Here is a 14,116-nt window from a genome sequence, read left to right as displayed (position 1 = left end):
TCTACTTCAGGTCTACCGGAATAAACACCAATGGTGTAGGTAAACAGGAAGCACCGGGCGGAGAATAGGTCAGTTTAATGGTCTGCTCTTCGCCATTTTTTGCTGGTGGAAAAACCTGGATCAGTACAGCTTCTGGTGCGGCTTTAGTAACCAAACGATCACTTGGTAACTGCACAATCCCCTTTTCAAACTTGCCCTTACTCACCACCATTGAAGCTGCCATCCCATTACACCATTTGTTATCTGCAGAACGGGAGTTCCAGGTCACAAGGGCCAATCCCCTGCCATCTGTACTTTTCCATTTCAGCTCAATATCGTACATGACACCATAATTACCTGCCAAAATTGACGGTGCAGCTCCAAAACCAACAGTTCCCTGCACCCAAGGGTCTTTTTGGCCATCTGCGACAATAATTTCGGCAGCCCCATTTTTGGTATCCAGGACTTCTTTAGCGGTAACCTTATAATTACTTATTCCAAATAATCCCCTGCCCGCATTATTGTGACTGGTGGGAATGACACTGCTGATTCTTTTTAAAGCCACCGGACCGGCTGTTTTCAAATCTGTCTGAACAACGCTGATCTCCCCAGGCTGATCAATCACAAAATCATAAAAACCATGGCTGAGTTCATCATATTTAACCACGTTACGCTCCAGTTTCTCATCAATGGCTATGGCCTGACCAGGTTCAATTGTCCTGATTTTCTGATCACCATTGGAGGCAAAATAGTCAGCTAAGCCCTGCTTGCCAATTTGAAAATAATTTGAACTTGGCTTTTGAGAGGAATACCTTAACATCCGCAAATGCATTTTTTGCGCACCTGTATTTTTGATAACCGCAGTAATTTTACGGTCAATTTTCTGTGGTTCTTTAACACCGTTTACATTATACACATATAACCTCACTGCACCAGGCTGTACAGCTTCCTGCAAAGCAATCCCTTCAGGAATTCTAATATATTCGGGATCATCTGAAATGATAAACTGTGGTCCAGACATCACAACTTTGTGATAACTGATTTCGGCTGGCCTTGTAGAAAAGAAATCCTCAAGCAATACGACATTACCCTGCTTGGCGCTTAACAATTGCCTTACCTGTTCAGGCTTTAAAGTTTGTGCCTGCAGCTGCATAGCTGAGCTGCACAACAAAGCCAGGCTTAACGTTGTTCTCAAATGTTTACTGATCATGTTTGTTTTGTTCTTATGTGGTTTATTTGATTGTTTCCTGTTTATCTCTCAGCAACTGAGCAAAGAAGCGAAAATGGCCGACAATGCTTTTGTTCCAGTAACCTCCGGTATGCGCACCTGGTTGACTCGTATAGGTTGCTTTGATTTTCAATGCATCTAAATTTTGCCTGAATTGATTGTTGGCCTTATACAGGTAGTCTTCCGTCCCACAATCAAAAATGAGCGTCTTTTTGGTATCCTTAATTGCAGCCAATTGATTGACAGGAGAATATTCGTCAAAAAGCTTATTATCCTCAGTATAAGGTCCCAGCAAATAGGCCAGCGTAGTTTTCTTAAATCCCGAATGTCTTAAATTAAGCACTCCAGAGGTACTGCCCGCACTTAAAAAAACTTCCGGATACTTAATGAAATAATACATTGCCCCATAACCTCCCATGCTATATCCGGTGACAAACAGCTTAGCCTGATCGGTTTGATATTTCTTATTTACCTTGGGTAACAATTCCTTAAAGAAAAAATCTTCGTATTGAGCACTGTCTTTATTGGGAGAATTTAAATACCAGCTCTTTTTCAAACCATCGGGGCAAACCAGGATAAAACCATATTCATTAGATAAGGCCTGTAAATCCACCAATTTAGCCCAGGAGCGAAAATTACCCGAATGCCCATGCAGCATAAAAACTGTAGGGTATGTTGAATTTGCATGGTAATTGCTCGGTTTATATACAAAAACAGAATCGGTGGTTTTCAAATTTGGAGATCTTATCGTCAGCAAATCCTGAGCTTTAACCTCGATGCCCTGAAACAAAACTACCATCAGCACCATGCAGGCTGAAACATAATGAATCAACCGGTTACACATTTTATTTTTCATATACTTTCCTACTGGCCTCAATCAACTAGAGATAATATTTTGTAAGTATACTAAACTTTTTAATAAAATTAAATAACATAGCAGATATTTTAGCTCCTTTTCTTGCCTTAATAAAAAACGGTCTTGAATACCAGTCATTTCTGGTTACCAAGACCGTTTAGAAAAAAGCGGGGCAAAAATTTATTTGAAGATATTACTGCTGGTAAACACGCACGTAATCAATTTCAAAGCGGTTAGGAAATTTTGTATCCCCAAGCGCACCTCCATTGATTCCCCCCATCGCCAGATTTAATAGCATATAATGCGATTGCCTAAAAGGATTTATATTCGTTCCATCTTTATTGTGCAGCTGATCTACATCAACCTTCAGCAACAGTTGATCGTCCACATACAAAGCTATAAAGGTTGCTGTCCAGTCCATACGCCAAACATGAAATTTTGAAGCCCAGTCATTTCCACCCAGACTGGTTATAGACCTGGTTTTACTATACCATTCCGCTTTGTAAGGCTCCTTGGTTCCTATAGCAATATTGGCCAATAATTTACCTTTATAATACTCCATAATGTCAATCTCGCCATTTGAAGGCCATCTTCCAGCTACACCAAGCGTCCACCAGGCGGGCCACAATCCCGAACTCACATCAATTTTACCACGCATCACAAAGCGGCCATATTGCCAGGATTGTAAACCTGAAGTATGAATACTGGAAGAAGTATACCGGATATGCTCCTGTTTCCGCCGCCAGTCCTTACTCCCTGCTATAAAAAGCGGATTTGGTTTTACTTCGGCCCTGCCTTCAATAATTAACTTACCGTCTTCACACCATGCATTATTTTTTTGGTACCATTGCTGTTCCTCATTTCTTAAAAATCCATGTTCAAACTTCCAGTTTGCCGGATCTGGCTCACCATCCCCATTAAATTCATCAGCCCAAACCAATTTATAACCTTCCTTTGAATAAGCAAGCGCTTCTGCTCTATACTCCCCCTGGGCATATCCATTCACAGTTCCAAAAACCAGCAGGAAGTAGAAAATATGATGTAGGTATTTCATGGAAGCAATCTGTTTATTTGTCCAGTAAACTGATGGTGTAACTATAGCTGTATTTTTTATCCAGTAAAAGATATTCGCGATGTGGATAAGCCCCCCAACTGTCGTCACCACCAATTCCACGCTGCTTCAGATCAATGCTCAAAAATACCTGGTCCCTGGGAGGCAGATCCGTTGGATGCTGCTGTTTTTTGCTTAAACCAGGATCAAGATCTTCGGTACTGTGGTTAATGGCCGTAAATGCAATAGGTTGTGCTCCCGCGATCCTGATCCCACGCCCCTGCCCGTCTGTCAGCTCAACCCAGCGGACATCCGTTTTATTTCCACTTTCCTGAGGACGGATATAGCCTGCATAATACTGGTTTTCTACCTTATCCTGATACAAGCCAACAAAAGACCCCAGGTATCGGTCCGTATAATTTTCGTGGGGACCACGACCGTAATAACTCAACTGATTCAACCGCCCGGGCAAGGTTGTCCGCATGCCAAAGCGCGGTAGCTCAGGAAGGTCCCTTCCCGTCATATCCATCTTAGCCGTAATCGTAACAGAACCATCCTGACGAATGAAATAGGACAACTGATAAGGTACATCAATATCAGACAACTGCCAGTCCACCTCAATCCTCAGGCCTTCGCCACTTTGCGCTCCTACGACTACCTTTTTCAGCTTTTTCTGCTGATGCGCAGCACGCCAGATTCCCAATTTTGATGGCATGCCATTTCCAAAATCATTATCAGTTGGAGCCCTCCAGAAGTACGGCTCCGGAAAATTATTGAACCAGGTATTGTTGTTATGGTATTGTGTAAAACGACCAGCGTTCAGGTCAAATTCACCTTTAACTGTGCCTGAAGAAAAACTGATCTTTTGCCCCACCTTTGAAACCAACAGCGTATTACCTTTGGTATTTCCTCTTGAAAAATAATCACCTGCACATTTGAATTGTTCTTTGGCTACCTCAAAACCAGCCGGTAACATGGCACTGCTATCCCTGCAATAAGCATACACATTTAGAAAATACTCTGTTCCCTCAACTATGGTATATTCAGGTAAATTTAGCTTAATTTCTTTTTGCTGATGCGGAGCAAGCTGAAGCTTAAAATCACCGGTATGCACTGGCTTTCCATTTCTAAGCAATTCCCATTTAAACTTATACCGATCTAAATCTGTGAAATCAAAAGAATTTTTTATCCGGATTATTCCCTTATCCACATCAACAGGAGTAAAAATGACATTTTGATATACCTTTTTCACTTCATAAGCACCCGGATCCGGTGTACGATCGGAACTGATAATCCCATCTGCCACACCATTTTCATCATTTTGCAAATAAAAAGCACCAAGATCGCCACCATAAGCCCAAAAAGGCTTTCCATTTACATCTTTAGTTTTCAATCCCTGATCTACCCAGTCCCAAATAAAACCACCCTGCATATTTTTGCTATTTCGGATGATGTCAAAATACTCCTGAAAATTGCCATTGCTGTTCCCCATTGCGTGTGCATACTCACACATGATGTAAGGCCGCTTTTTTGTGGTATCCGCAGCATATTTTTTCATATTGCCGATACTTGGATACATAGGGCAAACAATGTCTGTATTCCAATCTTCACCCGCCTGCTCAAACTGCACAGGTCTTGAACCATCCCGCTGTTTAATCCATTTGTAATTGTCATGAAATACGGGGCCATTGCCACATTCGTTTCCCAGCGACCAGATGATAATTGAAGGGTGATTTTTATCTCTTTCCACCATCCTTACTGTGCGGTCTATATGTGCAGGCGCCCATTCCGGTAAATAAGCCGGATGCTTAGTCCGGTCAAACCAGGATTGAAATTCGGCCCCCATGCCATGCGATTCGATATTGGCCTCATCAACCAGGTAAAGCCCATATTGATCGCACAACTTATACCATAAGGGATCATTAGGATAATGAGACAGGCGCACAGCATTCACATTAAATTCCTTCATTAACCGAATATCTTTCAACATCAATTCCTTACTATTGGTGTGTCCAGTCACATCGTCATGTTCATGCCTGTTTACGCCATGAATTGAAATCGCGACACCATTTACCAATAGCCTGGCATTTTTAATTTCCACTTTGCGAAAACCTACTTTGGAAGCAATGAGGCTTAGTATCTTTCCACGATCGTCTTTCAAAGTCAAGATGCAATCGTATAAATTTGGTGATTCTGCCGTCCATTTTAGTGGTTTCTGAATCGAAGCGCTAAAGTTTAAAGTTTGCATACTATCTGCACCTATTTTAAAACTTTTTGCCTGATTAAAAACAGCATGTCCCGATTTATCCAATAGCATTACCGATAAACTTCCACTCTTAACCACATTAGCGTTAAATTGTCGCAGGTCAACCGCAGCACTAAAGCGGCCATTCAGATATTGCGTATCCAGATCACCTTTGATAAAAAAGTCCCAGATCGCCATTTTCGGTAAAGCATATAGATACACATCTCTTTCAATCCCACTCAGTCGCCAAAAATCCTGATCTTCCAGGTAACTCCCGTCATGCCAGCGGAACACCTGCACAGCCAATAAGTTTGTTCCCTTTTTAAGGTATTTGGTGATGTTAAATTCAGCTGGTGTTTTAGATGCTTTACTCAGCCCTACCTTATTTCCGTTTACATATACAAATGCACATCCAGAAATAGAACCAAAATGGAGCAATACTTCTTTCTGGTCCCATTGATCTGGTATCGTAAACGTTTTTCGATACGTACCTACCGGATTATCAGCACCTATAAAAGGTGGTCTTTTAGGATGTGGGTAGGTGATATTCGTATAAATTGGTACGCCAAAACCATTGAGTTCCCAATTGGATGGAACCTGAAGATTTGCCCATCCGGAATCGTTCAGGCCGGTCTGGTAGAATTCCTGGTTCCGATCGGCATGTTTATCCACATAATTGAATTTCCAAAGGCCATTTAGCGATTTAAAATCGGCCGACCTCGAGTAATCGTCAGCAAGGGCATCTTGCTGACGATCAAAAGACATAAAAGTAACATGCGGTTTTTCTTTACCTGCATCAACGAGTCCGGGGTTCTCCCAATCCTTGTTTTGCGCCCTAACCGACACAAAACAGACAAGGGCAATGCTTGTCGCAAGAAATAGCTTTTGAATGTTCATTTGTATAGTGTAGTGTGTATATATAATTAAGCCTGACTCCTGGTAAACTTACCTTTAAATTGATAGGTTACGCCTGAAACCGTATAGTTATACCACAGCTCAAAAACCTTGGTTGCTGGCTTGTAAGTACCTCCACCCGCTGTAATGACTAAGCTGCCCCAGGGTGTGATGGTTAAACTGTTGTCATCAGCAATGCGCACCTTCACGCCCGATTCATTTGCAGTCGCCACCGTTTCTCCTGCAGAAAGATGGGAGAAACGAATTGTCTGATAATTTACTGCCTTCAATGTCCTGGGCAAGGCAATGGATGTAGTATCCAGTGGACCGGCATTCAGCAATTTATAATATTTACCCTGGGCCTGGTAATTACCTGAATAATCATTGGTCAGCGCAAAAGAAACCATCAGTACCGTATCTACCTGACGTATCGAAATATAGCCAGGGTCTGACAATGATGCAATTTTTACTGTTACCGCATATAAGGAGTCACAGTGTAAACCAGCAGTTTTAATATAAAACGGCACAGTTCCATAAGTATCTCCAGACTTAATCTGCACGTTTTTTTCGGGGATACGATATAAACTGGACGCGAGCATCTGGTATTTGATATCCCCATTAAAGCGATATAAAAAATTATACCGGATAATGGATGCATTTCCGGCGTCAGCCAGAGTAGCCGTGATGTTCCTGTCAATATTCTTACTACCCCCGGTGGCCACAGAAATATAGCTCAGCTGCTCCTCATCAGCCGATTTACCATAAGCCAATTTGATGGTCGAGAGCCCTTCATTGTTCGATTTATTCGATCCAACTAGATATGCCTGTTTCATAAACTGTTCCTCATCCAAGGGATTTTTTTCTTTCGAACAGCCCGTTAAAATCGCCATCAAAGCCACAAGCATAGTCGATATAAATTTCAATTTCTTCATGATTATAAATTCTTGATCCTATTTATTTTGATTAACCCTTACCAACTTGGATTTTGAACCAGCTTGGAGTTTTTATCCATTGAGTTTTTAGGAATGGGCCAGAAATAATTTTTGAAACTCCAAACACGTGTAGTCAGTAGGTTACTGATGGTCGTACGGGTAAAGAAACGTTCCCGCTGACTACTTGTAGCCTTTACATTCATACCCACCACCGGTTTGCTGTAAGCATCTGGCGCATCTAACCATCTGCGTAAATCATGATAGCGACGACCTTCCAAAGCGAATTCGACTTTGCGCTCCAGCTTGATCGCATTTCTTAGACTTTCCTGACTTGACAATTCGGCTGCCGAAAGGCCAGGTAAGCCCGCTCTGAACCTAATCCGGTTAAAAGCACTTTTGATCTGGTTTAGATCCCGGCTAACCGTAATGCCTAATTTAGGATCCGTGTAAGAACCATTGAGTTCATTCAATGCCTCTGCATAACTCAAAAGCACTTCAGCATATCTGAAAATAGGAAAAATCTTATTCATAATGGATCCGGTCTGCTGCATATTGTCGACCGGATGGTTGTACTTGATACAGGTATAGCCTGTATGGTTGTAATCATTTGGAAAATTAACTGTAGGTGCCGCTGTACCATTTGAGTAATAAGTAACCTCAACATTTTTAAATGCACCGGAGCCGGTATATGAAGTTCCCTTCCAATACGAATGGTTAAATCCAATAGTGGCATAAAAACGGGCTTCCCTGTTGTTATACATCTTTGCCGTATTGGAAACCAATTGCACATCAGATATATTTTTAGTTGTACCAATAGGCTGGTAAACATCATTAACACCTGGATAAGGAAAAACAGCACTCGATGAATTGATGTCAAATCCATCCTTCATTTTGTAGGCATCAACCAGATCTTGCGTAATGTTCAAACCATTTCCACCGTTAAGCTGGGCTGGAGAAGATAGCCATAATGGAGAATCACCGGCAGTTGGGTTTACCCTGGTACACCAGATGACCTCCGGATTATTGTTAGCCGGAACCTCACCAATAAAAGTATACTTATAAGAACGATAAGGATCTATACCGCCTGCGCCATTTGGATAGGTGGCAGTTGGTACATTGTAAGCCAAAGGATCTGTATCTGAACTCACCGGATAGGTGTACAGCTCATATACGCCCGTATCCATAATACGTTTTGCAGCGGCCGCAGCTGCCCCCCATTTGTTATTGTCTTTGGTTTGAGAAATGAAAGGCGTCCCATCTGTGCGTGTCCAGCCAGCGTAAGACTGATTGCCATTAAACAAAGGGCTTGCAGCGGTTAACAACACCCTGGACATGGTTGCCAAAGCCGCCCCTTTAGTAGGCCGGTAAACATCCGATAAAGCCTCCTGTGTATCGGGCAAATAATCATAAGCCTGTTCCATGTTTTGGGTAATGTACCTGACGCAATCGTCATAACTGCTCCGCTCTTTCGAAAGTGCCATGCCATCCGCATCCAGTCCGAGCCCTTTATCATCCGGAAGAACTGCCGGGCCATATTGCTGTACCAGCAAATACATAAAGTAGCCTTTAAAGAAATACATTTCACCTAGAAACTGCCTTTTAGTAGTCAGCGACAAAGTCTTACACTCATCAATCCGATTGATAACCGTATTCGCCTTATTGATTCCTTTATACCAGGTTGCATAGTTGTTAAAATAGGTATTGGCTGCAAAGGGTGTAATTTCACCGACCATAAATTTGATCCCGGCATGGCGGGCATCGTTCCAGGACGTAAAGTTCTCGTCCGAAGCCCCTTGAAATGGCGCCCATGAGGATGTCCAGAGCTTATCTTCATCAGGCAGGTATAATGCAATACCATTGATATACGTCAGCAATTTATCCTGATTGGCAAAAACGCTGTCAATATTCGTTAAATCATAAATATATTCATCCACATTAAGATAATCCTTTTTGCAGGAATTAAATCCTGTAGCCATTAAACCAGCGACAAATAGGGTGGCAATTAGCATTCTAAATCTTCTGTTCATCTGATTGGTTATTATTAAAATGATAAAAACATTTGCAAAGTGTACATCCTTTGAAGCGGATATACAGCGCCATTACTGGAAGCTTGTTCAGGATCCCATAATTTAACTTTATCCCAAACCGCCAGGTTATCCCCTACTGCGCTGAAAGTGGCTGATGAGATACCATAACGCTTCAGCAACTGCGATTCCCAACGGTATGCGATTTCCACATTCTTCAAGCGCAGAAAAGAGGCATCGGCAGTCCAGAACGTAGATGAACGATTGTTATTTTCATTTACACCATAGGTGAGTCTCGGGAATCGTGCATTTGGATTTTCCTTACTGGCGTCACCAGAATAAGACGCAGGTGTCCATCGGTCTTTTTGATTGGCCACGATGTTAAGTACATTCCCCGTTGCGCCACCCTGAAAAGGATAATACCCTGATCCACCAAGGAAATAACTCACCTGATCCTGTCCGGTAAAAAACACATTGAACGACCATTTCTTCCAGCTTACCGAAGTGGCAAAACCATAGATCAGGCGCGGTACATTGGAATAATTGAGTGGAACAACATCATCCGTATCAATCACTCCGTCGCCGTTTACATCCTTATATTTAATATCACCCGGCCGATAATTCGTCATGAATGTTTGCTTAGGACTATTGGCAATATCTGCATCGTCTTTAAACAAGCCCAATGCGATAAGCCCTCTTTGTACACCTAAAGGCACATTGCTATAAGATTGGTAAGGAAAACTGATCCCTGTTTGCTCCCAATGCGTAACTTTATTCCTGGAAAATGTAAAATTCCCTTTAAGCGTTAATCTTAAATCCTGACTTAAGGATTCATTATAAGTCAGATTACCATCAGCACCCCAGCTTTTCATAGAGCCTACGTTCAAAAACGGAGCCTGTGCTACCCCCACCTCATCCGGAATGGTTACTCTTTGCTGATAAATATCATCCGCCTTAGTCAGGAAACCATCTACTGTCAGCTCAAATTTATTCTTAAAAAATTTCACGTCCAGTCCCAGATCATATTTGGTCGAGGTTTGCCATTTTAATCCACGGGTACCTACCTTGGTTTCTGCAATGGTTGTACCCCAGTCATTACTGGAAGTAGTCAGGATTGTCTGATAGGGAAAACGCACCAGTTTACCATCCGCATTGGTGATCTTTGCATTTCCCACCTTACCCCAGGATCCCCTGATTTTAAAGTAATCGATGAAAGGTATGTTCTTTTTTACCCAGTCATACTGAGTTGGGATCCATCCTGCAGATAAAGCTGGAAACAACCCATACTGTTCCCCTGGCTGAAAATTCTCAGAACCAGAATAACCCACATTGGCTTCCAGTAAATAAGTATCCTTGTAGGAATACGTGGCCCTCCCGGATAAAGCCTGATAGCGAAGCGGAATGATACTCATGTAAGGATCGGAATAAGCCGAAACATTTGAGGTAACATCTTCCTGCCGGTAAACATGGAGCAAACCAGTAACATTGTGTACCGAATTGAACACGCGATTATAGTTTAACTGCGCCTCCATGTACATCTGCCGCGTAATTAATGAACTTTGCGCATAGCCCGCATCACTGCTCTGTATGGTTCTCGTAGTGATTAAAGTTCCATCATTCGCTCTTCCTGTTGCCAGATAAGCAGCTTCGCCCACTTTACCATGTATGGCGGTATTGGTCCCATAATAAGTCCAGGAGAACAAACCTCGCGCTGTTAAACCCTGTGTCAAAAATTTCAGGTCCTGTTCCAGACTTAGTTTCGCATTCACGTTGTTGTCATTCGATTTTCTAAACCCCGTATAATTTAGAAGTGCATAAGGTGTTAATGAAGTTCCCCCACTGCCAAAACCAGCCAGCTGACCGTTAGAATACCTCAATGGTGTACTTACCGGTGTGATATTGGCCTGAGAACTCCAAAGGTAGGAGTTATCAACACCAAACGCCGGTGCATTCTGCAAGGTAATCGCATCGTCCAGATTGAGCGCCATTTTGGTGGTCTTGGTTAAATCCACATCAATATTGGCCCTGAAATTGTATTTTTTATAATTGGTATTTACATCGTATTTATTTGCGGTTTTATCTTCTTTGAAAATCCCTTCCTTATTCAGGTAGCCCAGGCTCATGTAATACCGGGCGTTTGTACCGCCGCCTGAAATGTTCAGATTGTACTGACTGTACCTGGAATGGTCTTTAAGGATAATGTCTCTCCAATTGGTATTTGGATATAGGTCTGGATCAAGCCCAGACTTAAAAAGCTCCAGTTCAACCGGGGTATAGACTGGATTTAACCCCCGTACTACCCGGGCTTCGTTTGCCAGTTGCGCATACGCAGATGCATCGGCATAGGCTGGCATTCTTGCCGATTGTGTAATCGTGCTGTTCACTTTGAAATTTAATCTCAAATCACCGGCCTTACCCCTTTTAGTGGTGATGACTACCACACCATTTGCACCGCGAACCCCGTAAACCGCTGTTGCAGAAGCATCTTTCAGAACGGAAAAGCTTTCGATGTCTGATGGATCAATGTTGTTCAGGTTTCCCTCCACACCATCCACCAGAATCAGGGCTGATGAACTGGCACCAAAAGTGCTGATGCCCCGAACCCAAAATTCAGAAAAATCATTTCCCGGCTCTCCACTGCGTGTTACCGCGATAATACCCGGCACACGTCCACCCAGCATATTGCTTAACGAAGTTGCCGGAACCTGCAATTCTTTTACATTGATGGTGGTAATGGCTCCTGTTTGCGTCACCTTACGTTGCGTACCATAGGCCACCACCTGAACTTCATCAATGTCATTCAGTTTTTCTTTAAGCACCAGTTTTACCTTTTCTTTGGTAGCAGTCACCTGGTATTCCTGACTTTCATAACCGATATAAGTGAATACGAGCACATCACTTTGACTGAGGTTTTGAATTCGGAATTTTCCATCCAAATTGGACGAAGTTCCTTTCTTTGAATTTCCCTTTACAATTATGGATACCCCGGGAAGCTCTTTCCCCTGCTCGTCCATTACTGTTCCTGCGATCGTGATCTGACCATTATCCTGCGCATAGGAAACCGCTGCGAATGTGGAAAACAGGCTGATCAGTATCAGATATAATATTTTCTTCATAAAATTTAATTATGCTTTACTCTTGTTAATAAAATGGAGTTAAATACCTGTAAATATTATTCAATAGCCAGTTTACGTATCGTACAGCCCCAACTTTCGCCGATGAATATGTTGTCACTATCATCCAGGTTAACCGAGTAAGGATAATTAAAACTGGATAACATAGGCGCGCCATTTGCGCCACCAAAAACACCCGCCGTTCCGGCGATGGTCGAAACATAACCAGAGCTTTTACTGATCTTTCTTATCAGATTGGTATTTGAATCCAGCACATACAAATTGCCTTCGGTATCAACCGAAATACCAACAGGAGAATTAAATGAAGCATCACGACGTGGGGCATCCAGCTGGCCTAGTCCATTAAAGCCAGCAAATTCTTCCACGGTTTTCCCGTCCTTGCTCACTTTATAAACCCCATTTATACTTTGCACGGTAAAGAAAAAACAATCATCTACCCTGCTATAAACCATATAACAGTAATCTGTATTTCCAACATTTCCGCAAGCGGTATTTAAAATCTGTACGTTGGTTGGCTTGGCAATTTCCAAACGGCCGAATACGCCATTTTTATCCCTGAAATACAACCACTCTTCAGTATTGTCTAACGCAGCAGCAAAAATCACCCCGGTAGAACCAGGAATCTGTGCGGCTATAATCTGAGGCTGCCATAAACTGTTTTTATCATAGGCATATACCTTGTGCGGTACCGACCTGCCAATGGCGTACATTTTATTTCTGGCCCTGTTCAAAGCAGGCTGTGTTCCATCAAAACCGGTTTGAAGGGTAGAGATTTTATTATCAGAGACCGAAATGTACCTTACCGAACTGGATAAGGTTTCAAAAGAAATCAGTTCATCATTATTTAAAGCCGCCAGACCAAATGTTCTTTGAATCCGGCCATCTGCAAGTGTTCCATTCACAGAACCGGCCACCCCCGATACACCCACAATATTGGAAACACTTTCTGCTACAGTATATAAAAATGTTTTTGATGAAGCCCCGGTTGTCTTTCCAACAACTACCTTCAGCTTATTATTACCTCCAATCTGTTTGGGAACCAGGCAATAAATGGTTTCATTATCGAGGCCTACAATTGTGGCGCTTCGCTCCTTTTCTTTGTCTAAAAAATATACTTTGATGTTGTTTTTATCGGTTCCAAAATTGGATCCCTTGATGATAAACTTTGTCCGTATTCCGCCCGAATCAGGCATAAAGGAGTTTAACTGCACCGGTAAATTCGGATCATAGGCCTGAGCAGCCTCGGTTTTACTTTTTTTACATGCCAGAACAAACAACAGCAGGACGAATGGCAATAACACATGCGGTGCGCCGATCTTAATCGGGAAGTTCATATTAAAATAATTTTTCATCTTGATTTTTTGGTTGATATTTGGTTCTATCCACGTTTTTATAATGATCAGCCTGAATAATTAACTGTCAAAACAACAATTAATAAAACTGACAAAAAAAAACGATAATTCAATTATCCCTTCGCAGCATATTGTAAAAACAAATGCTTGTAAGGGCTTAAATTATGTTGGTATTTTCAACAGTTCCCCCCGATTAGAATAAAAGAAGATCAGGAGCAATTGATTGGATGGCCGGAAATCAAATTCCAGCAGCCGGAGTCGATGAAGTAGTGTTTTGTTCATATGCAATTATATTTGGTTTGATACAAATTAACTGCAAATAAACGCTTGTTATGAGGGGTATAATCGTACAATAGCAGGGTCGAAATCGTTTTTACCCCCTTCTTTGATCAGATTTTATATATTTGTTAAGACAATTCTA

Annotated in this window: 8 protein-coding genes; all 8 read right to left on the bottom strand. The window is 42.1% G+C overall.

The window, feature by feature from the left end:
- Position 1: 1 nt before the first annotated feature.
- Positions 2 to 1,189, bottom strand: a complete 1,188-nt coding sequence (locus tag IM797_RS17115) for a copper amine oxidase (protein WP_194128381.1) — start codon at positions 1,187 to 1,189, stop codon at positions 2 to 4.
- Positions 1,190 to 1,211: 22 nt separating this feature from the next.
- On the bottom strand, positions 1,212 to 2,063 hold the full coding sequence (locus IM797_RS17110; protein WP_228098918.1) for an alpha/beta hydrolase family protein: 852 nt from the start codon (positions 2,061 to 2,063) through the stop codon (positions 1,212 to 1,214).
- A gap of 193 nt (positions 2,064 to 2,256) precedes the next feature.
- Positions 2,257 to 3,117, bottom strand: a complete 861-nt coding sequence (locus IM797_RS17105; RefSeq protein WP_194128380.1) for a family 16 glycosylhydrolase — start codon at positions 3,115 to 3,117, stop codon at positions 2,257 to 2,259.
- A 13-nt stretch (positions 3,118 to 3,130) separates the two neighbouring features.
- Positions 3,131 to 6,256, bottom strand: coding sequence for a glycoside hydrolase family 2 TIM barrel-domain containing protein (locus IM797_RS17100; protein ID WP_194128379.1), 3,126 nt, complete (start codon positions 6,254 to 6,256; stop codon positions 3,131 to 3,133).
- 26 nt (positions 6,257 to 6,282) lie between these two features.
- Complete coding sequence (locus tag IM797_RS17095) at positions 6,283 to 7,185, bottom strand: BT_3044 domain-containing protein (protein WP_228098917.1); 903 nt, start codon at positions 7,183 to 7,185, stop codon at positions 6,283 to 6,285.
- A 38-nt stretch (positions 7,186 to 7,223) separates the two neighbouring features.
- Positions 7,224 to 9,212 (bottom strand): RagB/SusD family nutrient uptake outer membrane protein, encoded by a 1,989-nt coding sequence (locus IM797_RS17090; protein ID WP_194128378.1) that lies wholly within the window; start codon positions 9,210 to 9,212, stop codon positions 7,224 to 7,226.
- Between the two features lie 14 nt (positions 9,213 to 9,226).
- Positions 9,227 to 12,325: a TonB-dependent receptor gene (locus tag IM797_RS17085; RefSeq protein WP_194128377.1), complete on the bottom strand. Its 3,099-nt coding sequence runs from the start codon at positions 12,323 to 12,325 to the stop codon at positions 9,227 to 9,229.
- Positions 12,326 to 12,381: 56 nt separating this feature from the next.
- Positions 12,382 to 13,695 (bottom strand): IPT/TIG domain-containing protein, encoded by a 1,314-nt coding sequence (locus tag IM797_RS17080; RefSeq protein WP_194128376.1) that lies wholly within the window; start codon positions 13,693 to 13,695, stop codon positions 12,382 to 12,384.
- Positions 13,696 to 14,116 lie beyond the last annotated feature (421 nt).

It is taken from the genome of Pedobacter sp. MC2016-24 (assembly GCF_015223055.1).
GTDB lineage: Bacteria > Bacteroidota > Bacteroidia > Sphingobacteriales > Sphingobacteriaceae > Pedobacter.
Note: the sequence above shows the minus strand (reverse complement) of the source record. Positions and strands in the feature narration are given on the sequence as shown.